Origin of the sequence: Variovorax sp. DXTD-1, from assembly GCF_003984625.1 — a bacterium.
GTDB lineage: Bacteria > Pseudomonadota > Gammaproteobacteria > Burkholderiales > Burkholderiaceae_C > Variovorax.
The window spans coordinates 167,406-190,245 of record NZ_RWKH01000010.1 but is presented as its reverse complement, the minus strand read 5'-3'; the positions used below and the strand labels follow the sequence as shown (position 1 = coordinate 190,245).

The window sequence follows — 22,840 nt, the reverse complement described above, 5'->3', positions numbered from 1 at the left end:
CCTAGCGCCTTCAGCACGGCACGCCAGAGCACGCCCGCGAACATCGACTCGTTGTCGGTGCGGATCACCGCCGGCACGCCACAGCGTGCCATCGTCAGCAACAGATGACCCAACAGCGCCAGCGTGCATTTGCACGGCAACTGCTTCATGCACAGCAAGCGGCGCGAGCCGTGATCGATGATGCCCAGCATGGCGAAGGTGAAGCCCTGCGCGTTGACCAGGAAGGTCAGGTCCAGTGCCCAGGTGTGGCCCACCGCAAAGAAACGAGGCGGACGCCGCCGCATCGCCGTGCGGCGCTCGGCGATCTCGAGCGCATGCGCCCTGATGTATTCGGCCACCCAGCTGTGGCCAACCGTCAGGTACCCGTCATGCTGACGATTGAAGCTGGCCTCGATTTCGCGGCAACTGCGGCCATGGGGCGCAAGGTAGATCACCTGCTTGCAGGCCCACCCGGGCTTGCTGCGCCAGTGGGGTTTGCAAACGTTGCTCTTTGGAAGTGAAGTCGCTTGCGAGTTGCGGTGACCAAAGTGCGCGGGCACCGGAACGCAGTGACGACGCCACACTCAACCAAGCCAACAGGCACAGGGCCACGCGGCATCTAGGAACGCGAGGGCCACGTCGGCAGCGCAATGCCGATGACCACCGCCGCAGCCTCGACGTACACCGCCACGCGGCCCATCGACATGAACGAATCGGAAAAGCGCGGGGTGCCACGGTGGCTGCCACGCTGTAGACGAAGGCGGCGGCATCTCGGCTCCGGCGTCATGTCGCACTTGGGGCAATTGCCGGTGTGGTCCTGCCGTATTTCCGGATGCATTGGGGCAGGCGTAGATCGTGGGCGATCCGGCGACGCAGGCAGGCGGGGCTTGAGGGTCAGCCTCCGGTCAGGTAGGCGTCCGGACAATCCCGCAACTATTTCCTGGAATCCTTGCACATGTCCCCAGTTTCTCGCTGTCTCCTGAGCGTTGCGCTGCTCGCGGCTTCAACGGTCCACGCCCAGGCGCTGGACTACGACCATCAGGAAAACTGGAAGGCGGTTCACGACAGCGCCCAGTCGCCGATCGACATTCCCACCGGTGAAGCCAAGGCCGGCGATGCGCTCGAGCCGCAAGACATTCGCCTGAGCAACGCCCGCGCGGTGCTCGACGTCGTCGATAACGGCCATGCGGTGGAGGTCGAGGCGAAGGGGCCGGACGCCATGATTCGCGGCCGGCACTTCAAACTGCTGCAGTTCCACTTCCATGCCGAGAGCGAACACACGGTGGACGGCAAGCACTTTCCGCTCGAAGGGCACTTCGTCTTCCGCGCCGCGGACGGCCGCCTGGCCGTGGTGGGCGTCATGTACCGCGAAGGCCCGGCCAATCCGCTGGCGGCCAAGGTGCTGGCGGCGCTCGAGAAGGAAGGCCATGGCGAGCTGTCCAAGGCCGACATCTCCGTTCTGCTGCCCAAGGACAAGGCCTACTACCACTACCTGGGTTCGCTGACCACGCCGCCGCTGACGGAAAACGTCGAGTGGTATGTGCTGCAGGCACCGGTGTCGCTGTCTCCGGCGCAGATTTCGCAGTTCCGCGCGCGCTATGCCCACAACAACCGCAAGCTGCAGGAGCTCAACGGGCGTCCGCTGATCCGCTTTCCGTCGGTGACGCCGGCGTCCAATCGCGCAGCCTCCGCCAGCCGCTGAACGCCAAGCAAAAAAGCAAGCCCCCGATTCTTCGCAGAGCCGGGGGTTTTTCAGTTTTGGCGCAGTCTTCTCAGACGGCGGAAACCGCTGAGGGGGCCGCAGCCGCAGGCGCGCCGCCGTGCAGGCCCGGCGGTGCGGTGACGATGGATGTGAGCGCAGGTTCGGCCATGCGCAAAGCCGAAAGATTTGGGCGTGGACGGCGCAGCTGCGCATCGGCAGCAAATGCCATTTCCATGGCATGCGCAGCGCCCAGCACTTGGTGGTCGGCGCGGAAGCCGCCCACGATCTGCAGCCCGAAGGGCATGCCCGCGTGGTCGACGCCGCAAGGCAGCGAAAGCGCGGGATGCGTCGTCAGCGTGACGACATAGGTCAGCGCCAGCCAGCGGTAGTAGTTGGCCTGCTTCTCGCCGTTGATGGTGTCCGCATACAGCTGCGTCCACGGGAAGGGCGACACCGGCGTGGTGGGCGACAGGATCAGGTCGTAATCGGCGAAGGTCGCCTGGAAGCGCTTGATGAGCCGCGTCTGCTCGGCCTGGGCCCAGGCGCTGTCGAGCAGGCTCATCTGCGCGCCCATTTCGTAGTTGGCGCGGGAGTTGGGGCCCAGGCTGGAAGGGTCGCGCTGGTAGGCCGCATGCATGCCGGCCACAAAGGCTTCGGCGCGCAGCACGTCGAAGCAGCGGTGGGCCTCGCCCAGGTCCAGCGTCACTTCGTCGCAAGACTTGAACAGGTGCCGCATGGCGCCGATCTTCCGTCGCATGGTGGCGCGGATGTTGTCGTCCACCGCGCAAACGCCGAAGTCTTCGGTCCACGCCACGCGCAGCCTGCTCAGGTCGATGTCCATGGGCTTCTGAAAAGACAGCGGATCGAGCGGGTAGCTCAACGGGTCGCCCGCATGCATGCCGGCGGAAGCGGCCATCTGCAGGCAGGCGTCTGCCACCGTGCGGCCCATCGGCCCGACGACGGAAATCGGCGTCCAGCCCAGCAGCTTTCGCACGCTCGGCACGATGCCCGGCGATGGCCTGAAGCCCACCACGCCGCACTTGGCCGCCGGAATCCGCAGCGAGCCGCCGGTGTCGGAGCCGGTGCATACCGGCAGCATGTCGCACGCCAGGGCCGCCGCCGAACCGCCGGAGGAGCCTCCCGCATTCAGGTTGGGATTGAACGGATTGCCGGTGGCGCCCCACACCTCGTTGCGCGAGTTGGCGCCGGCGCCCATTTCCGGAACGTTGGTCTTGCCTGCCACGATGGCGCCGGCCTTTCGAAGGCGGGCCACCAGCTCAATGTCCTGCTCGGGCACGTGGTCGCGGAAGATGGCGGAGCCCCAGGTGGTGAGCAGGCCTTCGGTGGGCTCCAGGTCTTTCACGCCCAGCGGCAGGCCATGCAGCAGGCCCAGCGCATCGCCGCGCATCACGGCGGCTTCAGCGGCCTTGGCCTCGGCTCTTGCGCGGTCGAAGCAGGTCGCGGTCACGGCATTGACGAACGGGTTCACCCGCTCGATCCGCGCAATGCAAGCCTCCAGAAGCTCGACCGGCGAAACCGCCTTGCTGCCGATGAGCCGGCGCAGTTCGACGGCGGATTGTTCGATCAATCGGGTGTCCATCAGTCGGCAGTGATGTTGGCGCGGGCGGCAACGGCGCGCATCAGCGGCAGTTCCTTGTTGATCAATTCGCTCACGGCGGCGCTGTTGCTGAAGGCCGGCTCCATGCCCTGCGCGGTCAGCTTGGCGCGGGTGTCGGCGTCGGCCACGGTGGCGGCAAGCGCCTTTTCGAGCTTGGCCTTCACGTCGGCAGGCAGGCCCTTGGGCGCTGACACGACCAGCCACGAGTCCATGTTGATATCCGGGTAGCCGCTCTCGGCCATGGTGGGGACATCGGGCAACAGGGTGGAGCGCTTGGCCGTGGTCACCGCAATCGCCTTGATCTTGCCGCTCTTGAGCTGGGGAATGGCAGCGCTCACCGTGTCGATGCTGAACGGAACCTGGCCACCCATCAGGTCGGTCATGGCCGGTGCGCTGCCCTTGTACGGCACGTGCGTCATCTTGAGGCCCGCGGCGTTGAGGATGGTTTCTCCCGCGAACTGCGACGTGGTGCCGGTGCCGTACGAAGCATACGAATACTTGCCGGGCGATGCCTTCACGTAGTCCACGAACTGCTTCACGGTTTTTACCGGCACCTCGCTGTTGGCCAGCAGGATGAGGCCGACGCGGCCGACCAGGCCGATCTGGTCGAAGCCCTTGACCGGGTCGTACGGAAGATTCGCGCGGATGGCGGGGTTCACGGTGAACGTGGTGCCCGAGCTCACCAGCAGCGTGTAGCCGTCCGGCGCTGCCTTGGAGACATAGCTCGCACCGATGACCGTGCCGGCACCGGCGCGGTTCTCGATGACCACCGGCTGGCCGAGCTCCTTGCCCAGGCGTTGGGCGATCACGCGTGCGTTCACGTCGGTGGCACCGCCCGGTGGAAAGGGAATCACGAGCGTGACCGGGCGCGTCGGAAAGCCGGTCTCCGCAGCGCCCGCCATGGATGCAAGGCCGAGGCAGGACATGAGCAGCAGGCTGGCCAATGCGGGGAGGCGGTTCATGAAGTACTCCTGAGCGGACGGGGTGTGACGGGGGTGTGACAACGAGTGCAATTGCATCCTAGGAGCCGAAGCCCGCTGCCACAAGCGCAATGTTTAGAATTGTGGATTGCCGTTGCGGCAATCGAGGCGGCTGTTTGCCCATCTTTGAACGGGAGAACTTCATGGCACTTCATGCGCTGCAGGAGACCGCCGTGCGGTACTTCCTCGAGGTGGTGCGCACAGGCTCGGTCAAGGAGGCGGCCCTCAAGCTCAACGTGGCGCCGTCGGCTGTGAGCCGGCAGGTGGCCCGCCTGGAGCGCGAACTCGACACCCTGCTGTTCGACCGCCACGCGCGCGGCATGGTGCCCAATGCCGCCGGCGAGTTGCTCGCCGCGCATGCCAAGCGGGTGCAGCAGGACATCGAGCGGGTTGCAGGCGACATCCAGGGCCTGCGCGGGCTGCGCAGCGGGCGCGTGCGCCTGGCAAGCACGGAAGGCTTTGCGTTCGACTTCCTGCCGACGCTGATTGCGCGTTTTCGCAGCAAGCACGAGGGCATCCGCTTTCACCTGGAGGTGTGCCCGCCGCACGACATACCCGGGCGCATACGCGACGGCGAGGCGGACATCGGCATCACCTTGAGCACCGTGCCCGAGCCGGGCATCAAGATCGAGCTGCGCCACCCCAGCCCCATCCTCGCCGTGATGGCCAACGACCATCCGCTGGCGGCGCAGCGGCAATTGTCCTTGCGCCAGGTGGTGGCCTATCCGCTGGGGTTGCCGCCGCAGGACAGCTCGATCAGGCAACTGCTCGACACCAGTTGCAGCCGGCAGGGGCTGCAGTACGTGCAGGCCATGTCGAGCAACCATGCAAACGCGCTCGTGAGTTTTGCGGCCGCGGGAGGCGGCAGCATTGCGTTCTACGGGGAGTTGTCGATCCGTACGCAGCTGAAGTCGAAGGCGCTGGTTGCCATTGCGCTGAAGGACCGCGAAATGAACGAGCGTCACCTCGAAGTAGAGACCTTGGCAGGGCGATCGCTGCCCGATGCGGGCAAGGCATTCGTGCAATTCCTCACCGATGCCATCAAGGCCAGCGCCTGAACGCAAAGAAACCGGTTCCCGTGTGCGCTACACTCCGCGCCGCTTGCAGTGGCCTCAGCCGCTGCGCCGTCATTGGCAACATGACGAGAACAATCCAAAGGAAATTTTCAAGTGAACCGTATCGAACTGGTCGAAAAGATCGCCGCCGCCCACAACGTCAGCAAGGCAGAAGCCGCCCGTATCCTGGAAACCGTCACGGGTTCCATCGTCGCCGCAGTGAAGAAGGGCGACCCCGTCCAGCTCATCGGCTTCGGAACCTTCAAGCAAGTGGCTCGCGCCGCACGCACCGGCTTCAACCCGCAAGCCGGCGCCAAGATCAAGATCGCCGCACAGAAGGTGCCCAAGTTCGTGCCGGGCGCAGCATTCAAGGCCGCCATCGACCCCAAGGCTGCAAAGCGCAAGGCCGACAAGGCAGCCGCCAAGCCCGTCGCCAAGAAGGCAGCACCGGCCAAGAAGGCCGCCGCTCCCGCCAAGAAGGCTGCCAAGAAGTAAGACTTCGGCGAGCCATGGTTTGCGGCCGCAAGGCTGCTTTCATCAAAAAGACGGCCCTTCGGGGCCGTTTTTTTTATGCCCGCGAAGCACATGGGCCTCAGGCCAGCGTGCCGAGCCTCGCAAGAATGAGGTCGTAGAGCGTCTGGGCCGCCACCGAGAGGCTTCCCTCGCGGCGCTGCACCAGGTAGATGGTGCGCGTGAGGCCGGGCAGCGGCAGCGGCCGCGTCACCAGCGTGTCGCGCCGAAAGTGGAACAGCGTGAGCTCCGGCACCACGCTGATGCCGATGCCGGCCTCGACCAGCCCCGTAACGGTGGCCAGGTGCTCGACCTCGAACACCGCATTGAGCCGCAGCGGGTGCAGCGCCGCATCGAGCGACTGGCGCACGCTGCTGTTGCGCGCCATCTGGATGAAGGGCCAGGGCGCGAGCTGCTTGGCCGTGAGCTTGGCGACACCAGCCAATGGATGGTCCTTGCGGCAGACCAGGTGGAAGCGATCTTCGCAGAGCTTGCGGCCGCGCAGGTCGCTGGCCGCGGCCGCATCGGCGCCGGTGGCCGCCAGCGCGAAGTCGGCCTGATGGCCGCGCAGCTGGGCAATGCAGGCATCGGAAAGGGCGTCGTGCAGCTCCACCGTGATGCCGGGCCACGTGTGCATGAATTCGGCAAGGATGGCCGGCAGCCAGCCGGCCGCGAGCGAAGGCAGCGCCGCCACGCTCACGCGGCCCTTGCGCCGTTCGGAGTGGTCGGCAAGGTCGCCGATCGCATCCTGCATGTCGTCGAGCAGGCGCCGGGCCGAGGGTTCGAACAGCCGCCCCTCCGGTGTGAGCTGCACGCTGCGCGTGTCCCGGTCGAAAAGGCGCGCGCCGAGCGCATCTTCCAGCGTTCGGATCAGCGCGCTGAACGCGGGCTGCGACAAATGACAGGCCTGGGCGGCGCGCGTAAAGTTGCGCTGCTCGGCCAGCGCCGTGAACGCGCGCAGTTGGCGGCTGGAAAGGTCGGGCGCGGTCATCGATCTGGAATTTGAATAAGACGGCCCACGGCCAGGGGTTTGCGGATGGTATCTCTGTGCCCTGCGCGCAACGAGTCGTCCCGACTTTCCTGTCCGGGGGCAATCGGAAACCGGCGATTTTGTAAAAAACTTCTTACAGGAAGCACAATCGGCATCATGATCCGGGGCATGAAGACCGGCGAAGCAGCATCCGCTTGGCGACCTGCCCTCTGGGTTCATGTCGCCGCGCTTGCCTTGGCTTTCGCGGCAACGAACAGCGCAGCACAGCACTCCGCGCCCACGCGGCTTCGCGTGGTGGGCGGACTGGCCGGCCTGAATCAGTACGCGCTCCAGGAAGAGCGTTTCTGGGGCAAGGACCTGGCTCGCCTGAGCGGCGGCAAATACACCGCGAGCATCGTCCCGTTCAACCAGGCGGGCGTGCCCGGGCAGGAAATGCTCAATCTCATGAGACTGGGCGTCATTCCGTTCGGCACCGCCTTGCTCAGCCAGGTCAGCAACGAGTACCCGGAAATCGGCACGCCGGACATTGCCGGCCTGAATCCCGACATGTCCTCCATGCGGCGAGTGATCGGCGCATTCCGGCCCTATCTCGAAAAGACGCTGCGCGAGCGCCATGGCGTCGAGCTGCTGGCCGTGTATGTATATCCGGCCCAGGTGATCTTCTGCAAGCAGCCCATGAAGCAGTTGTCCGACCTGTCGGGCCGGCGCGTGCGTGTTTCGGGCACCACCCAGGCCGACTTCGTGCGCGCCCTCGGCGGCGTGCCGGTGTCCACCGAGTTTGCCGAGCTCATGGCCAACATGAGTTCCGCCAACACCGAATGCGCCATCACCGGCGCGATGTCCGGCAACACGCTGGGCCTGCACAAGATCACCAGTTCGCTCTACACGATGCCCATCAACTGGGGCGTCGCGGTATTCGGCGCAAACACGGACGCATGGAACGCGCTTTCCGCGGATTTGAAGACCCTGCTGAAAACCGAGCTGCCAAAGCTCGAGGCCGCGGTCTGGGAAGAATCGGAGCGCGACACCGGCAACGGCATTGCATGCAACACCGGCGCCGCCACTTGCGTGAAAGGTACCAGGGGCGCCATGGTCGAGGCACGTCCTTCCGCCACTGACGAACGCCGCCGGCGCGAAATATTCGCCTCGAGCGTGCTGACTCGCTGGGTGCAGCGATGCGGAACCGTGTGCGCGGAGGTCTGGGACCAGACTGTCGGCCCGGTGGTGGGCATCAAGGCTCCCGTCGGGCAGTGAACAAGCTGCTGCCCCGCCGCATCACCGCCTTTATCTACGGCGTGGCGGCGCTGTTCCTGGCGGCCGTTCTCGCCATTGCCGCGTTCACGATGTGGCAGACCTATCAAAAGGCCATCACCAACAGCGAGAGCCAGGCCACGCGGTTCGTCGTTACCTCTGAAGCCGCGCTGAACCGGAGCCTGCTGGCCGTCGACATGCTGCTGGCGGGCATGGGGCAGTTCCTGCGGAACTCCAGCGAAGACAGCGTGGCGGCCGACATCACGGCGCCCGAAGCCGCGCAACTGATCGAGACGGTCGTTCGCCAGAGCCTTTTGGTCCGGTATGTGGCGCTCTTGAATCCCGAGGGCGCGGTGATCGCGTCTTCCGACCGCCGCGGAGCGAAGCTGGCGCTGCAGCTGCCCCAGGGCTTCCTGAAGGAAATCCTGAGCCGGCCGGGGGCCATGCTGTCGGTCAGCGCGCCAACGGTGAGCCAGGCGACTTCGCAGCAGGTGCTGTATTTCGGGCGCGTGCTGCGGCTTGCGGACGGCGGCAGGATCGTGGCGGTTGCCGAAGTGCAGGTTTCGATGCTCACCACCATCCTTGCGCAGGGGGCGAACATCAGGGGGCTCGAGGTGACGCTGGAACGCGAGTCGGGGGCCTTGCTGGCCAGCATGCCGCCGCGCGACGACCTCGCCGGCCGCAGCATCAGGCCGGCCATGACCGATCAAACCAGCGACGGGCGCCCGCACCGGATGGTCGCGCGGCTCAGCGGCCTGCCGGCCATCGTTGTCGCACGGCCCACGCTGCACAGAAACCTGCTGATCGTTGCCGGCATTCCGCTCCAGCTCGCACTCGAAGACTGGCGCAGGGAGCGAAATTCCATCCTGACCATCGCGCTGGCCTTCACGCTGATGATTCTTGCGGTCGGCTATTTCGCCCGTGCGCAGCTGTTGCGGCAGTGGCGTGCGCGCGCCGACCTGATGCGCTCCAAGGCCACGCTGGACCAGGCGCTCGAATCCATGGCGGACGGTTTCGTGCTGCTCGATCCCGAAGGCCGCGTCATCACCTGGAACCGCCGCTTCGTCGATTACTTTCCCTGGGCGGAAAAGCTGCTTGCGCCGCAAGCCCCTTTCCAGCCCATCGACGAACAGAATTCGCGCAGCCTGCATCCGCACAGCGAGCAGGAGCTCGTCCTGCCGGGCGGGCAGGTGGTCGTCGCCGTCAAAAGCCCGACGCCGGACGGCGGCCTGGTGTGCATCTACCGTGACGTCACCGAGAAGAAGCGCCACGTCTCCGACATTCTCGAAGGCAAGGCGCAGCTGCAAGCCACGCTCGATGCCCTGCCGGACGTGCTGCTGGAGGCCGGCATCGACGGCCGTTGCTACCGCTTCCATTCACCGCGCCGCCCCAAGTCGTCGATCAAGGTGCGCGAGCCGGTAGGCAAGATGATGTCCGATCTCTTGCCGGCGAATGCCGCGGCCGAGGTCATGGTCGCGCTGCGCGATGCGTTCGAGTTCGGTTTTTCATCGGGAAGGCAGTTCGAGACCCGGGTTCCCAAGGGCGTGGTGTGGTTCGAGATTTCAGTCTCGCGCAAGCTGGTGGGCGAAGGTGCGGACGCGCGGTTCATCGTTATTCTGCGGGACATCACCGAGAGCAAGCTCGCCGCCCGCGAGATCGAGCACCTGGCTTTCTACGACAACCTGACGGGCCTTCCCAACCGCCAACTGCTGCTTCATCGGCTGCAGGCCGCCGTCGACTCGAACGTGCGCCGCTCCCGGCACGGTGCGCTGCTGTTCCTGGACCTGGACGATTTCAAGACGCTCAACGACGCGCTCGGGCATGCCACGGGCGACGCGCTGCTCAAGCAGGTTGCCATCCGGCTTCAAGCCAGCCTGAGCGAAGGCGGCACGGTCGCGCGGCTGGGCGGCGACGAATTCGTGGTGCTGATCGAAAACCTCAGCGAAGACCCTTCGGTTGCCGCGATGCAGGCCAATGCGTCCGGCGAAGCCATCCTCGCCGCGCTGGGCGAATCGTTCCAGCTCGAAGACCACGAGTACCACAGCACGTGCAGCATCGGCGCCGTGGTCTTCGGCGACGCGAACCAGTCGCTGGAAGACTTGCTCAAGCATGCGGGCATCGCCATGTACTACGCCAAGTCGGCGGGTGGCAACGCGTTGCGCTTCTTCGAGACCGCGATGCAGACGGCCATCACGGCCCGCGCGACGCTGGAGAGCGAACTGCATGCGGCCCTGGCGGGCAATCAGTTCATCTTGCACTACCAGAGCCAGGTCACGTCCGACGGGCGCATTGCGGGCGCGGAAGTGCTCATACGCTGGCACCATCCGGAGCGTGGAATGGTTCCCCCTGGGGGCTTCATCGAACTGGCCGAGGAAACCGGGCTCATCGTGCCCATCGGCTTGTGGGTACTCGAGACGGCCTGCGTGCAGCTCGAGCGCTGGAGCCACGACCCGAGGCGCCGGCATCTGCAGCTGGCGGTCAACGTCAGCGCGCGCCAGTTCCGCACCGCAGACTTTGCGGACCGCGTCCGCGATGTGCTGCGCAGGACCGGCGCAGACCCGACAAGACTGAAGCTCGAGCTCACGGAGAGCCTGCTGCAGGACAAGATGACGGAAACGGTCAGCAAGATGCAACTGCTTGCGTCGATGGGCGTGCGCTTCTCGATGGACGACTTCGGCACCGGCTACTCGTCGCTGTCGTACATGACGCAACTTCCGCTGGACCAGATCAAGGTCGACAAGTTCTTCGTGCAGAGCATCGGCACCGACCCGAAGGTCGAACTGATCATCCAGGCCATCATCGGCATGGCGCGCAACCTCGAGCTTGAGATCGTGGCGGAGGGCGTCGAAACGCAGCAGCAGTTCGAGTTTCTGCAGATGCACGGAGCGATGCTTTGCCAGGGATACCTGTTCAGCAGGCCGGTGCCGCTCGAAGAGTTCGAAGCGCAGTTGGATGTTGCCATGGCGGACTGAGCGTCCACCCTGCCCGCCGGAGTCCACACACGATCGGCATTGCCAGCGCCGAGCTCTGCTTCGTCAAGCGCAACACGCGAGCGACCCTTGCCGGGCAGGAAGACGAGGATCTGTCGTCTTTGTTCATGCGCGCCGATGAGGCGCTGTACTCGGTCAAGAAAGAAGGGAAGAACCGCTTCATGATGGCAGAGCCCCGCACCAGGGCCGCGGGCAGTGCCCCCTGGCCCCGGCAGGAGCCTTCCAGCGCCTGACACGCTCCCGGGCCTTGTGCGCGCCGGGTGCAATCTGGGCCTTGTCCTACGCGGAAAGTATCTGCTGATGCTAAATTACTGCATCTGCCGCACGGCAGCCACGAGGTTCGAGCGCTGCAATCCGGGAGTTCGGCACCAGCCGAGAAAAAAGCGAGAGTCCGCATGCCGCTGCACCGATGCGCGGCCACTGGAGGAAGAAGAGCAATGGCAGATGACGGCGGTGGGAGTGCACCTCTGAATCAACGCACTCTGGCCGACGCCGATTTCCGGCTGATGGTCGAGGCGGTTTCGGACTATTCCATCGTCGTGCTGGACCCCGGCGGCATCGTCATCAGCTGGAATGACGGGGCGCAAAAGCTCAAGGGATATGCCGCCGCGGAAGCGATCGGGCGACACTTCTCGCTTTTCTATCCGAGCGAACTGCTGGAGCAGAACCAGCCCGACCGAGCGCTGGAAACCGTGCGCCAGGCCGGCCACATGGAAGAAGAAGGCTGGCGCCTGCGCAAGGACGGCACGCGCTTCTGGGCCAGCGTGGTCATCACGCGGATGACCGGCAACAACGGGGACGTGCGCGGCTTCTCGATGATCACGAGGGATCTCAGCGAACGCCGCCGCCAGGACGAGATGCTGCGCATGAGCGAGGAGCGCTTCCGGCTGCTGGTCGAGGGCGTGAAGGACTATGCGATCTTCATGCTCGACCCCGGCGGCCACATCGTGAGCTGGAATCTCGGCGCGCAAAAGAACAAGGGCTACGAGGCCTCGGAAATCATCGGGCAGCACTTCTCGGTGTTCTATCCGCCCGAGGTGGCCGCGACCGGCTGGCCCGAGGAGGAACTGCGCAACGCACTGCGCGACGGACGCTTCGAGGACGAAGGCTGGCGCATCCGCAAGGACGGCAGTCGGTTCTGGGCCAGCGTGGTCATTACCGCGCTGCACGACGCGACCGGGCGGCATCGGGGCTTTGCCAAGGTCACGCGCGACCTGACCGAGCGGCGCCGCGTGACCGCGCTGGAAGACGAAGGGCGCCGCGTCACGAACTTTCTTGCGATGCTCGGGCACGAACTGCGCAATCCGCTGGCGCCGATTTCCAACGCGCTCGAACTCTTCAAGCGGGAAAAAGCGGAATCGGCGGTCATCGCCCATACCCGCGACATCATCGGCCGGCAACTCAAGCAGATGACCAGGTTGGTGGACGACCTGCTCGATGTGGGCCGCATCACGAGCGGAAAGATCCACCTCGAGAGCAAGCCGGTCCGCCTGCGCGACGCCATCGCCGAGGCTGCCGAGGCGGTGCGGCCGTTGATCGAAAGCAAGTCGCAGACGCTGCACCTGCATTTCCAGGAGGCGGACCCCTGGATTTCCGGAGACAGCGCACGCGTCATCCAGATCGTCAGCAATCTGATCCACAACGCCGCGAAGTTCACCCACAACAGCGGCAACGTCCATGTGTCGCTGTCGCAAGTTGGCGAGGACGCCGACATCAGCGTGCGCGACGACGGACCCGGGATACCGCCCAAGGATCTGCAGCGGATCTTCGACCTGTTCGTGCAGGGTGAGCAGAACATGGCAAGAACGCAGGGTGGCCTGGGCCTGGGGCTCAGCCTCGTGCAGCAGCTGACGACGCTGCACGGCGGCCGGGTGAGTGCGTTCAGCACCGGCCGGCCGGGTGAAGGCAGCGAATTCGTGGTGCAGTTCCAGACCACCCAACCGCCGATTGCCACGCTGGAGGCGGAGCCGCGGCCCGTGGGCGAGCAGCGCGTGCTGGTGGTGGACGACAACGTGGACGCGGCCGAAACCATGGCGCTGCTGCTGGAGGCGCTAGGCTACAAGTCCAGCGTCGCGCATGGCGGCCTGTCGGCCATCGAGGCGGTGAAGGCGCAAGACCCGGACGTGGTGCTGCTGGACATCGGCCTGCCCGACCTGAACGGACATGAAGTCGCCAAGCGGTTGCGGGCCGAGATGATCAACCCGCCGCCGCTGATCGCCATTACCGGCTACGGCCAGGCCAGCGACCGGGACACCAGCCTCGAGGCGGGCTTTCGAGCGCACCTGACGAAGCCGGTGGACGTCGACAAGCTGACCGCGCTGCTCGAGCAACTCCTCGAGTCGCCCCGCGCCTAGGCAGGGCTAGGCGGGGAGCGGCGGCTCCACCGGCAGCGCCCTCTTGTGGGCGCTCTTGCGGTGCGTTGCAAGAATGATCTCGCGTGCCGCCGCGGACACCGGCTTGCCCTCGAGGAAATCGTCGATCTGCTCGTAGCTGACGCCGAACGCATCCTCGTCGGGCTTTTGCGGCACCAGCGATTCGAGGTCGGCCGTCGGCACCTTGAACACCAGCGCGTCGGGCGCGCCGAGCTGCTGCGCCAGCGCGCGCACGCGCCGCTTGTTGAGGCCGGTGAGCGGCGTCACGTCGGCCGCGCCATCGCCGAACTTGGTGAAGAAGCCCATCAATGCCTCGGCCGCATGGTCGGTGCCGATGACGATGCCGTCGTGCGCGCCGGCCACCGCGAACTGCGCAATCATGCGCTGGCGCGCCTTGATGTTGCCGAGCACGAAGTCTTCATGCGCCGCATCGCGGAACACAAGATTGCCGGCCTTGAGCGCCGCGAGCATGCCGTCCGCCGCGGGCCGGATGTCGACGGTGAGGGTGCGGTCGGGCTTGATCACCTCCAGCGAGCGCTGCGCCTCGGCCTCGTCCTTCTGCACGCCGTAGGGCAGCCGCATCGCAATGAAGGTGGCTTCCCGGCCTTCGGCGCGCAGCCGCTCCACCGCACGCTGCGCAAGGCAGCCGGCGGTCAGCGAATCGACACCGCCGCTGATGCCCAGCACCAGCGCCTTCAAGCCGGTGCCGCGCAGGTAGCCGGCCAGGAAGCCGATGCGCCGCTCGACTTCGTGTGCGGCGTCGAACACCGGCGCCACGTGCAGCGCGGCAATGATTTCGCGCTGCAAGGCGTCCACGGGGGCAAGTTCATCAGCATTCATGGCACGAACCTTTCTGTGCATTCATCGGAGCGAATTAAAAGTCCACGAGGCTGAGGCCGATGCTCAGCACGGTGCGCTTCCGGTTGTAGTCCACCAGCGTGTCGCCGTAGCCGTGGAACAGCTGCGTGTGGAAGCGCAGGTTGCTGGTGGTCGGGTCGCCAATGGCCTTCAGCCACTCGAGCCGCACCGAGCCGCGTCCGCTGTCGCGCAGGTTGTTGCGCACGGTGAGAGCCAGGGTGTTGTCGCGGTTGAAGTTCCAGCGGCCGGTAACCTCGGCGCGGCCAATGTAGCTGGAGATGTCGGGGTTGTCGTCCTTCGCCGCGCTTTCCGACAGCCGCTGCCAGACGCGCCCGGTGATGCTGAAGCGGTCGTCGAGCTCGGCGCCGCCCATCAGGTAGACGCGGTTCCAGCTGCGCGACAGGGGCAGGCTCTGGCCGTTCGACTGGTGCACCAAGCCCACGCCGGCATAGCGCCAGCGCCAGCCGCCGGGCAGCCTGAAGTCGAGCGGGTAGACGTACATCATCTCGGGCTCGTGGTCGGTGGTGCGGAACGGCCGCGAGATCGAGCCGTTGAACAGCTGCCAGGTCGACTGCTGCGAATACGCAAACCAGAGCGAGTCTTTCTTGATCGGGTCGCTCTGCGTGAGCAGGCCCTGCGCGATCTTGGTACGCACCGAAAGGCCGATGCGCATTTCATTGGCCTGGTAGTCCACCGGCGAGGCGGTGTGGCCCTCGGCCGGCGACGTGGGCGTGTCGGGCTTGCTGGTGGCGGCCGAGGCCGACACGTTCAGCGGCCGGTAGCCGCGGAACACGAAGGTGCCGCAGTCGCTGCCGTTCTCCAGTTCCCAGAAGCGCGAGAGCGCCGAATACTGCCTGTCGCGGCAGCCCTCGCTGGTGGCGACCGACACCACGCGGGTGGCCGGCATCGAGCCGTCCACCGGCGGCGCCGGCTGCGTGCTTGCCAGCACCGGCGGCGCCACGGGCACCGACACCGAAGGCAGCGTCTGCTGCTGCGCCCAGCGGTCGAAGCAGGCCAGCCGAGCTTCGTTGCTGTTGCCCAGCGCGGCGCACTGCTGCCAGGTCAGCTGGGCATCGGCCAGCGGGCTGGAAGGCTTTTCCACCGCTTGTGCGCTGGCCAGAGACGACGCAAAGAGGCCGGGCGCCAGCAGGCTTGCGGCAAGGGTGGTGCGTAGATGGAGTGGGTTCATTTGTCTGCGGTCCGTTCCGTCTTTTTCAGAGTGAAGGGATGTGTGGTTTCGTCGGCGGCGTTGCGCCACGTGCCCCTGAACTCGCGGCCGCAGGAGGCCGGCTGCAGCGTGCCCGACCACACGCCGCTGATGCTGCGTCCGTCGAGCGACTCGTCGATGGCGAGCTCGCCCTCGTCGTCGATGTCGCCTGCGAGCTGCGCGACCGATGCGCTCGCCGAGGGCGCGGCGGCCGCGCGCGTGATGGTGCCGCGCACGCCCGCGTATTCGGGGTGCTTGCCGAGCACGACCGAGGCCGTGGCCGGCAGGCCGTCGAAGCGCGCCTGCCAGTTGCCATACAGCGCTTCAACCGGCAGATCCTTCGCGGTGGCGGGGCACCCGGGCTGGGCGGTGTTCCGGGCCGCGGGGCCGGCGCATGCCGTGCAGAGCGCGGCCAGCGAAAGGAAGAGAAGAGCCCGCGCGCTCATGACGCGGAGGCGGCCGCCGCTGCAGCCGCCGCATTGTCCTGCGCCTTGCGCGCGAACTCGGCGCGCAGCGCCTTGAGCTTTTCGCGCGGGTCTTCGCGGGTGGTGGTCTTGTCCAGGCCCATCTCGGCAATGAAGCGGCTCGGCACGCAGGGCACCATCTCGCGGCCCTGCTTGCGCTTCTTGGTCCAGCTCACCGCCAGGCTGCGCTGCGCGCGCGTAATGCCCACATACATGAGGCGGCGCTCTTCCTGCAGCCGCTGCAGCGTCTCGTCGCTCACCTTGAGCTGGCGGCCGTTGTCGTCTTCGAGCTTGAAAGGCAGCAGGCCCTCGGTCACGCCGATCAGCATGACGTGCGGCCATTCGAGGCCCTTGGAAGCATGCAGCGTCGAGAGCGTGACCACGTTCTGGTCCTGCTCGCGCTCGCTGATGGTCGAGAGCAGCGAGATGGTCTGCGCCACCTCGAGCAGGCTCTTGCGCTCGCTCTCGATGTTGTTGTCGGCGCCCGAGGCATCGTCGATCACGCCACCGGCGCGCTGCGACATCCAGTCGACGAACTCCAGCACGTTGGTCCAGCGCGCGGCCGCGGCCTGCTCGCTGTCTTCGCCGTCGTAGAGATGCTTCTCGTAGTCGATCTCCTTCAGCCAGTCGAGCATGAAGGTGCGCGAATCTTCCGCGCCCATGGTGCGGCGCGCGCGGTATTCGAGGTCGTTGATGTAGCGGCCGAACTCGTGGATGCCCTCGAGCGTGCGCTTGGGCATCACGCTCGGCAGCGACGGGCTGAAGAGCGCCTCGAACAGGCTCAGCTTGTACTGGCTGGCAAAGGTGCCGAGGCTCGCGAGCGTGGTGTGGCCGATGCCGCGCTTGGGCGTGGTGATGGCGCGCAGGAACGCCGGGTCGTCGTCGTTGTTGACCCACAGGCGGAACCAGCCGCACAAATCCTTGATTTCGGCGCGGTCGAAGAAGCTCTGGCCGCCAGACACCTTGTACGGAATCTGCGCCTTGCGCAGCGCCTGCTCGAACACACGCGCCTGGTGATTGGCGCGGTAAAGAATGGCGAAGTCGCGGAACTCCTTGTACTGCTTCCCCTGGGTAATGGCATCGCCCGCGCGCAGGCTGACGATGCGCGCCACCGCGCGTTCGGCCTCGTGCGCCTCGGAGTCGGCATCGACGATGCGCACCGGCTCGCCTTCGCCCAGCTCGGAGAACAGCGTCTTCGGAAACAGCTTGGGGTTGGGGCCGATCACGTTGTTGGCCGCCCGCAGAATCGCGCTGGTGGAGCGGTAGTTCTGCTCGAGCTTGATCACCTTCAGGGTCGGGTAGTCGACCGGCAGCTTGCGCAGGTTGTCCAGCGTGGCGCCGCGCCAGCCGTAGATCGACTGGTCGTCGTCGCCCACCGCGGTGAAGCGGCCGCGCTCGCCGGCCAGTGCCTTCAGCACTTCATATTGGGTGGCGTTGGTGTCCTGGTATTCGTCCACCAGGATGTGGCCCAGCGTGGTCTGCCACTTGGCGCGCACCTCGTCGAAGTCACGCAGCAGCTTGAGCGGCATACCGATGAGATCGTCGAAGTCGACGCTCTGGTAGGCCGTGAGCCGTTCTTCGTAGCGCGCCATGATGCGCGCGGTGATGCGCTCGTTGTCGTCCACCGCGGCGGCCTCGGCCTGTGCAGCGTTCAGGCCCATGTTCTTCCACTTGCTGATGGTCCACTGCCAGATGCGCGCGGTGGCCGTATCGGTGGTGCCGCCGGCGTCCTTCAGAATCTTCGTGACATCGTCGCTGTCGAGAATGCTGAAGGCGGGCTTCAGGCCCAGCACGGCGCCGTCTTCGCGCATCATGCGCACGCCCAGCGCGTGAAAGGTGCAGATCACCACATGCCGCGCGTCGCGTCCGATCAGGCCCTTGGCGCGCTCGCGCATTTCGCTGGCGGCCTTGTTCGTGAAGGTGATGGCTGCGATGCGCTTGGGCTCCAGTCCGGCCTGGATGAGCCGGCCGATCTTGTGCGTGATGACGCGCGTCTTGCCCGAGCCCGCGCCTGCGAGCACGAGGCACGGGCCGTGCAGGTAATTGACGGCTTCTTGTTGCGCGAGATTGAGACCGGAAGACATGGGGAGTGGGGAGGGAAGGCCGCGGAGGAACGGCAGGCGCAAAGCGCGCAATGATACGGGGCGCAGCCTGTCCGGGACCCCTCCAGAGTTCACGATGCGGGACGCAACGACAATCTGGCTGTGCTGCCTGTATTTCTCGTAACTTTTCCCTTCTTCGCGTTGATCGCGGCGGGCTATGGCGCCGCGCGCGCCCGCGTCCTGCCGCTCGGCGCGATTCCCGGCCTCAACACCTTCGTGTTGTATTTCGCGTTGCCTTGCATGTTGTTGCGATTTGGTGCCGGCACGCCGATCGGGCAGTTGCTCGACGGCAGCGTCGCACTGGTCTGGGGCGTGAGCGCGCTGGCCGTGGTGGCGGGCACGGTCGTCTTCACCCGCAACCAGCGCATCGGCTGGAACGACGGTGCCTTCGGCGCGCTGGTGGCCGCCTTTCCGAACACCGGCTTCATGGGCGTGCCGCTCCTGGTGGCGCTGCTGGGCGCCCAGGCGGCGGGGCCGATGATCATCACCATCGCGTTCGATCTGGTCGTGACCTCGTCGCTGTGCATTGCCCTGTCACGCCTCGACGGCGCCGGCGGGGGCGCGGGTGCGCCGCACCATGGTCCGCGGCAGGCGGCACGCCAGGCGCTGCGCGGCGTGCTGGTCAACCCGATGCCGTGGTCGATTCTGCTGGGCGTGCTGCTGTCGGCCGCGCGCTGGCGTTTGCCGGGCCCCGTGGAGCGCACCGTGGCCATGCTGGCCGATGCGGCTTCGCCAGTGGCGCTCTTCACCATTGGCGCGGTGCTGGCGCGCTCGGCGCTGCTTGCGCGCGAGCATGGCGCCAGCGCGGCGGTGGCGGCGGCCATGGGTGTGAAGTCGGAGATTGCGCGCAAGGCGCCGCTGGCCGACGTGCTGCCGGTGGTGGGCGCCAAGCTGCTCGTGCATCCGCTGCTGGTGTGGGCGCTGGGGCAGGGCGCCATCGCGCTCGGGCTGCCGCTCTCTTCTTCGGCGCTGATGGTGATCGTGCTGGTGGCGGCGCTGCCGAGCGCCAGCAACGTGGCAATGCTGGCCGAGCGCTTCGGCGCCGACAACGGCCGCATCGCACGCATCATCCTGTGGACGACGGTGGCGACGTTCTTCAGCTTTCCGTTGGCGGTGGGCCTGCTGCGCTGAGCCGGTGCGCTACATGGCGCGGCCAGCGTGCATCAGGGCATCAGGGCGTCAGCACGCCGAGCTTGAACGGGTCGGCGTCCGAGAGGCGCTCGCATTTCGAGAAATCGCGGCCCTGGGTGCCGTCGCAATAAAACGTGTTGTAGATGCGGCCGAAGAGTGTGGGGCTGGCCGTGAAGAGCACCCCGTGATCAGGCTGCCAGTTGTCCTTGGCCGGCCCGGCGCTGACCTCCGTCGTGGCGGGGCCGGTCGAAGCGGTGACGGCGGCGGGCGAGAATTCGGTCGGCGTCTTGCGGGTTTCGCCGGTGCGCCAGCGCACCGCCAATTCGGAGGCCGTGGGCCTGGCGGCCACGGGCAGCAGCACGCCGTTGACCTGAAAGCCGTCGCCGAAGCGATGCGTCTTGCCGGCCAGAAAAGCGTAGGCGCAGGCGGCCATGCATTGGCCGCGGATTTCGGTTTCCACGCCGCTCGCACGAATGGCATCGGCAAAGGCGCCGGCTGCTTCGGCGGTACCGCCGAACGAATCCTCGAACACCACCGTGCGCACGGTGCCTTTGCCCAGGTGTTCGGTGAAGGTCTTGATCGCGGTGCCATCGAGCATGCCCGACACCACCAGCCGGCTGCCCTGCAGTTCGAGTTCGGCCGCCGAGCATGCGAGGCATGCGCAAAAAAGAGCCCAACCGAAAAATGAAGGCAGTTTCACGGCAACCCCTGGCGACCAGCGTTCTTGCTTGATGCGCGGGGCCGGACCAGGCTCGCGCGGTAACAGCTTGAATAGCGTGCGGGCAAGTCGTCAACCGATTTTTCAGATTATTTCCGTCCCCGCACGCCGGCCATAAGGCATAGCTATCGGTATCACTTCAGATGAATACTTGTGTTTGCAAAAGAACTGCTAAAGTGTTTGTAAATCAAAGTATGAACGGGGGCACTATGGCAATACTTGTTCGTATCCTGCTGTGGCTGGCCTGGGTCGCCAGCGTGGGCTGGTTGTGGCATGCCGGCATGCTCGGCACCGCCACGTCACTCGCGTTGGGCGCCTTGAGCCTGGTGGTGTTCGCATGGCCCGCAAGCATCGCGCGGCGGCGCAGCAGCGAGTTGCGCTACGTCGATATGGGCAAGGAGCCCGCGGGCTTGCACCACTGACAAAGGCCGGCCTCTTTACGAGGCCGCCTCAAATGCTGTGCGGGTCGACGTCGACCAGCCAGCGGATCACGCCCTTGCCTTCGGGCGTGCGCCGCAACGCGTGCAGCAGCGGCTGCCAGGCTGCCAGCAGGCGCTGCAGTGCGGTGCGGGAAGGGCTTTCGATCAGCATCTGCGCCCGCTCCACATTGGCCACGCGCTGAATGGCCAGCGGCACCGCGGGATAGCGCACGACGCGGTCGGCGCCCTCGAGCGCATCGGCCGCGGCGCTGGCTGCATTCAGAAAGGCCTGCGCGGCCTCCTGCGTGCGCGCATCGGCCCGCAGCAGTGCCTGGAATGCAAAGGGCGGCATGCCGGCGGCGGCGCGCTCCTCGAGCTGCTGTCGCGCGAAGGCGGCGTAGTCGTGCTTGCGCAGCGCGGCAAAGAGCGGATGCTGCGCATGGTGCGTCTGAATCCACATCTCGGCGGTGGCGCCTTGCGCCGCGAGGTACGCCGCGTCGCGGCCCGCGCGGCCCGCCGATTGCATCAACAGGCTGAACAGCCGCTCGGGCGCGCGAAAGTCGCTGGAGAACAGTGCGCCGTCGGGGTTCACGGCCGCCACCAGCGTGATGCGCCGGAAGTCGTGCCCCTTGGCGATCATCTGCGTGCCGACCAGCACGTCGACCTCGCCCGAATGCACGGCCGCGAGCTGCGATTCGAGCGCGCCCTGCTTCTTGGTGCTGTCGGCGTCGATGCGCGCAATCCTCACGGGTTCAGGCACCGCACTGCCGCCGGGCCGCGTCACGCCGGCGAACAGTTCGGCCAGATGCTCTTCGAGCCGCTCGGTGCCGCGGCCCACGGGCGCGATGTCGGGGTTGCCGCAAGAAGGGCAGGCGCGCGGCACGCGCTCGGTAAAGCTGCAGTGGTGGCAGCGCAGCGTGCGGTCGATCTTGTGGAACACGCGGTAGGCGCTGCAATGCGGGCATTCGCTCTTCCAGCCGCAATCGGCGCAGGCCAGCACCGGCGCATAGCCGCGGCGGTTCAAAAACACCATGCTTTGCTCGCCGCGAGCGATGCGCTGGCCGATGGCGTCGAGCAGCGCGCCCGAGAGCACCGTTTTCGGCGGCTGCAGGTTCATGTCGACCAGCCGCACCGCGGGCAGCTCGCCCGCGCCGATACGTGACGGCATTGCGAGCCGCACATAGCGGCCGCCGGGGTCTTCGCCCTCGGCGGGGCGGCTCTGGTGCCAGCTTTCGAGCGAGGGCGTGGCCGAGCCGAGGATGACTTTCGCGCCCTCGCGCTGGCCGCGCCACACGGCGAGGTCGCGCGCCGAATACCGCGCGCCTTCCTGCTGCTTGTAGCTGGGGTCGTGCTCTTCGTCGACCACGATGAGCTTCAGCCCCGGCATCGACGCGAACACCGCCATGCGCGTGCCCAGCACGATGCGCGCGGCCCCGCTGTGCGCCGCGAGCCAGCTTGCGAGCCGCTGCGGATTGGTCATGCCGCTGTGCAGCGACACCACCGCGTCGTCGCCGAAGCGTGCCTTGAAGCGCACTTCGAGCTGCGGCGTGAGGTTGATTTCGGGCACCATCACCAGCGCCTGCGCGCCGGCATCGCCTGCGAGCAGGTCGGCCACGCAGCGCAGGTAGACCTCGGTCTTGCCGCTGCCGGTGCTGCCGACCAGCAGGAAAGTGCCTGTTTCAGCTTCGATGCGGGCCAGGGCGGCCGTCTGCTCCGGGCTCAGCGCGATCAGGTTGGCGGCTTCGGCCGTTTCGGCGACGGGCCCGGTCGTCGTCTTGCGCTTGAGCCGCCGCGCCAGCTGCGTGGTGCTCAGGTCGCGCAATTGCGGCGGCAGGGCTGCCAACGCGATTTCGCCGATCGAGCGCTGGTAGTAGCGCGCGGCAAAGGCCACGAGGTCGCGCCAGGCTTCGCCCAGCGGCGCGAGCGCATCGAGCGCCGCGCCCACGGGCTTGAGCGCCATGTCGGGCTCGGCACCCTCCAGCGAGCTGGGGTCGTTCCAGACCACGCCCAGCACCTCGCGCCGGCCCAGCGGCACCCGCACCAGCGTGCCGGGCGCGAGCGGCGCCGCGCTGGCATAGCTCAACAGGTCGCCCAATGCGGCATGCGCCGGCGTTTGGACGGCGATGTCGAGCCGCCAGGCCATCGCGGCGGGCGTGCTGGCCGGCGCTGCGTCCTTTTCCGGGGCGGGGCTGCGGGCGGTGGAAATGGGCGTCCCTGTTGGCAAGGTTTGTTAATGCGACTTTGAGCAAAATCGCTTAAGTCGTTGATTTTCCTGTGCTTTGAAGCTCATCCAGAGATTCTGTGGATAACTTTGTTGACAACAGGGCTCGACACGCTGCGGAGCCTTGAAAATCAAGCGTCTGACTGGATTGCCCTCAAAAAAAGCAAAAATCAAATCCTATATAAATCAACTACTTACGCGCGCTACTTGTTTAGGAGCAAAGAGCGGCCTGCCTCAGATAATCTTGCGCAGTGCAGCACGTGTTTTGTGCA

18 protein-coding genes and 1 pseudogene are annotated in these 22,840 nt (G+C 66.4%); 8 read left to right on the top strand and 11 right to left on the bottom strand.

Annotation, left to right across the window (positions count from 1 at the left end; all coding sequences use genetic code 11):
• Both EJI00_RS12015 and EJI00_RS12010 read right to left on the bottom strand, forming a co-directional pair.
• The coding region (locus tag EJI00_RS12015; protein WP_148110634.1) for a hypothetical protein at positions 1-434 on the bottom strand (434 nt) is incomplete at its 3' end.
• A gap of 188 nt (positions 435-622) precedes the next feature.
• Positions 623-866, bottom strand: a pseudogene (locus EJI00_RS12010) (heavy metal-binding domain-containing protein); the annotation flags it as partial.
• A gap of 68 nt (positions 867-934) precedes the next feature.
• Between EJI00_RS12010 and EJI00_RS12005 the strand changes: the two are divergent.
• Complete coding sequence (locus EJI00_RS12005; protein WP_126747724.1) at positions 935-1,681, top strand: carbonic anhydrase; 747 nt, start codon at positions 935-937, stop codon at positions 1,679-1,681.
• 70 nt (positions 1,682-1,751) lie between these two features.
• On the opposite strand, the gene EJI00_RS12000 is transcribed toward EJI00_RS12005, so the two are convergent.
• Both EJI00_RS12000 and EJI00_RS11995 read right to left on the bottom strand, forming a co-directional pair.
• A complete protein-coding gene (locus tag EJI00_RS12000) occupies positions 1,752-3,281 on the bottom strand; it encodes an amidase (RefSeq protein WP_126747723.1) in 1,530 nt (509 codons plus the stop codon).
• The gene (locus tag EJI00_RS11995) at positions 3,281-4,261 is read right to left on the bottom strand and encodes a Bug family tripartite tricarboxylate transporter substrate binding protein (protein ID WP_126747722.1); all 981 of its coding nucleotides are present in this window, start codon (positions 4,259-4,261) and stop codon (positions 3,281-3,283) included. The genes EJI00_RS12000 and EJI00_RS11995 overlap by 1 nt, the downstream gene beginning before the upstream one ends.
• 161 nt (positions 4,262-4,422) lie before the next feature.
• On the opposite strand from EJI00_RS11995, the gene EJI00_RS11990 reads away from it, so the two are divergent.
• Together EJI00_RS11990 and EJI00_RS11985 are read left to right on the top strand one after the other, a co-directional pair.
• Positions 4,423-5,337 (top strand): LysR family transcriptional regulator, encoded by a 915-nt coding sequence (locus EJI00_RS11990; protein ID WP_126747721.1) that lies wholly within the window; start codon positions 4,423-4,425, stop codon positions 5,335-5,337.
• 111 nt (positions 5,338-5,448) lie between these two features.
• A complete protein-coding gene (locus EJI00_RS11985; RefSeq protein ID WP_126747720.1) occupies positions 5,449-5,829 on the top strand; it encodes an HU family DNA-binding protein in 381 nt (126 codons plus the stop codon).
• 97 nt (positions 5,830-5,926) lie between these two features.
• Here the strand turns inward: EJI00_RS11985 and EJI00_RS11980 are convergent, their stop codons facing one another.
• Positions 5,927-6,835 carry a LysR family transcriptional regulator gene (locus tag EJI00_RS11980; RefSeq protein WP_126747719.1) on the bottom strand — a complete coding sequence of 303 codons (909 nt, stop codon included), beginning with the start codon at positions 6,833-6,835 and terminating at the stop codon, positions 5,927-5,929.
• A 168-nt stretch (positions 6,836-7,003) separates the two neighbouring features.
• Between EJI00_RS11980 and EJI00_RS11975 the strand changes: the two genes are divergently transcribed.
• From EJI00_RS11975 to EJI00_RS11965, 3 genes are all read left to right on the top strand, one after another.
• Complete coding sequence (locus EJI00_RS11975; RefSeq protein WP_260590697.1) at positions 7,004-8,089, top strand: TRAP transporter substrate-binding protein; 1,086 nt, start codon at positions 7,004-7,006, stop codon at positions 8,087-8,089.
• A complete protein-coding gene (locus tag EJI00_RS11970; RefSeq protein ID WP_126747717.1) occupies positions 8,086-11,058 on the top strand; it encodes an EAL domain-containing protein in 2,973 nt (990 codons plus the stop codon). Before EJI00_RS11975 ends, EJI00_RS11970 begins: the two co-directional genes overlap by 4 nt.
• Before the next feature lie 455 nt (positions 11,059-11,513).
• Positions 11,514-13,430, top strand: coding sequence for a PAS domain S-box protein (locus EJI00_RS11965; protein WP_126747716.1), 1,917 nt, complete (start codon positions 11,514-11,516; stop codon positions 13,428-13,430).
• Positions 13,431-13,436: 6 nt separating this feature from the next.
• Here the strand turns inward: EJI00_RS11965 and nadE are convergent, their stop codons facing one another.
• From nadE to EJI00_RS11945, 4 genes are read right to left on the bottom strand one after another with little or no spacing between them, the layout of a single operon-like run.
• Positions 13,437-14,288, bottom strand: coding sequence for an ammonia-dependent NAD(+) synthetase (gene nadE, locus EJI00_RS11960; RefSeq protein ID WP_126747715.1), 852 nt, complete (start codon positions 14,286-14,288; stop codon positions 13,437-13,439).
• A 34-nt stretch (positions 14,289-14,322) separates the two neighbouring features.
• The gene (locus EJI00_RS11955) at positions 14,323-15,495 is read right to left on the bottom strand and encodes a phospholipase A (protein ID WP_126747714.1); all 1,173 of its coding nucleotides are present in this window, start codon (positions 15,493-15,495) and stop codon (positions 14,323-14,325) included.
• Positions 15,492-15,959 (bottom strand): hypothetical protein, encoded by a 468-nt coding sequence (locus tag EJI00_RS11950; RefSeq protein ID WP_126747712.1) that lies wholly within the window; start codon positions 15,957-15,959, stop codon positions 15,492-15,494. Before EJI00_RS11950 ends, EJI00_RS11955 begins: the two co-directional genes overlap by 4 nt.
• The gene (locus EJI00_RS11945; protein ID WP_126747710.1) at positions 15,956-18,061 is read right to left on the bottom strand and encodes an ATP-dependent helicase; all 2,106 of its coding nucleotides are present in this window, start codon (positions 18,059-18,061) and stop codon (positions 15,956-15,958) included. The genes EJI00_RS11950 and EJI00_RS11945 overlap by 4 nt, the downstream gene beginning before the upstream one ends.
• Positions 18,062-18,181: 120 nt before the next feature.
• Between EJI00_RS11945 and EJI00_RS11940 the strand changes: the two genes are divergently transcribed.
• On the top strand, positions 18,182-19,210 hold the full coding sequence (locus tag EJI00_RS11940; RefSeq protein WP_126747708.1) for an AEC family transporter: 1,029 nt from the start codon (positions 18,182-18,184) through the stop codon (positions 19,208-19,210).
• Between the two features lie 40 nt (positions 19,211-19,250).
• Here EJI00_RS11940 and EJI00_RS11935 read toward each other — a convergent pair whose 3' ends face one another.
• Positions 19,251-19,910: a hypothetical protein gene (locus EJI00_RS11935; RefSeq protein ID WP_260590695.1), complete on the bottom strand. Its 660-nt coding sequence runs from the start codon at positions 19,908-19,910 to the stop codon at positions 19,251-19,253.
• Positions 19,911-20,137: 227 nt separating this feature from the next.
• Here EJI00_RS11935 and EJI00_RS11930 point away from each other — a divergent pair, with 227 nt between their 5' ends.
• Complete coding sequence (locus tag EJI00_RS11930; RefSeq protein ID WP_126747706.1) at positions 20,138-20,350, top strand: hypothetical protein; 213 nt, start codon at positions 20,138-20,140, stop codon at positions 20,348-20,350.
• A gap of 28 nt (positions 20,351-20,378) precedes the next feature.
• On the opposite strand, the gene priA is transcribed toward EJI00_RS11930, so the two are convergent.
• A complete protein-coding gene (gene priA / locus EJI00_RS11925) occupies positions 20,379-22,490 on the bottom strand; it encodes a primosomal protein N' (protein WP_126747740.1) in 2,112 nt (703 codons plus the stop codon).
• Positions 22,491-22,840 lie beyond the last annotated feature (350 nt).

Excerpts from the sequence above, each read along its gene's own strand:
- EJI00_RS12005 (WP_126747724.1), top strand. The coding sequence starts at position 935 with ATGTCCCCAGTTTCTCGCTGTCTCCTGAGCGTTGCGCTGCTCGCGGCT.
- EJI00_RS12000 (WP_126747723.1), bottom strand. The coding sequence starts at position 3,281 with ATGGACACCCGATTGATCGAACAATCCGCCGTCGAACTGCGCCGGCTC.
- EJI00_RS11995 (WP_126747722.1), bottom strand. The coding sequence starts at position 4,261 with ATGAACCGCCTCCCCGCATTGGCCAGCCTGCTGCTCATGTCCTGCCTC.
- EJI00_RS11990 (WP_126747721.1), top strand. The coding sequence starts at position 4,423 with ATGGCACTTCATGCGCTGCAGGAGACCGCCGTGCGGTACTTCCTCGAG.
- EJI00_RS11980 (WP_126747719.1), bottom strand. The coding sequence starts at position 6,835 with ATGACCGCGCCCGACCTTTCCAGCCGCCAACTGCGCGCGTTCACGGCG.
- EJI00_RS11975 (WP_260590697.1), top strand. The coding sequence starts at position 7,004 with ATGAAGACCGGCGAAGCAGCATCCGCTTGGCGACCTGCCCTCTGGGTT.
- EJI00_RS11965 (WP_126747716.1), top strand. The coding sequence starts at position 11,514 with ATGGCAGATGACGGCGGTGGGAGTGCACCTCTGAATCAACGCACTCTG.
- nadE (WP_126747715.1), bottom strand. The coding sequence starts at position 14,288 with ATGAATGCTGATGAACTTGCCCCCGTGGACGCCTTGCAGCGCGAAATC.
- EJI00_RS11955 (WP_126747714.1), bottom strand. The coding sequence starts at position 15,495 with ATGAACCCACTCCATCTACGCACCACCCTTGCCGCAAGCCTGCTGGCG.
- EJI00_RS11950 (WP_126747712.1), bottom strand. The coding sequence starts at position 15,959 with ATGAGCGCGCGGGCTCTTCTCTTCCTTTCGCTGGCCGCGCTCTGCACG.
- EJI00_RS11945 (WP_126747710.1), bottom strand. The coding sequence starts at position 18,061 with ATGTCTTCCGGTCTCAATCTCGCGCAACAAGAAGCCGTCAATTACCTG.
- EJI00_RS11930 (WP_126747706.1), top strand. The coding sequence starts at position 20,138 with ATGGCAATACTTGTTCGTATCCTGCTGTGGCTGGCCTGGGTCGCCAGC.
- priA (WP_126747740.1), bottom strand. The coding sequence starts at position 22,490 with ATGGCCTGGCGGCTCGACATCGCCGTCCAAACGCCGGCGCATGCCGCA.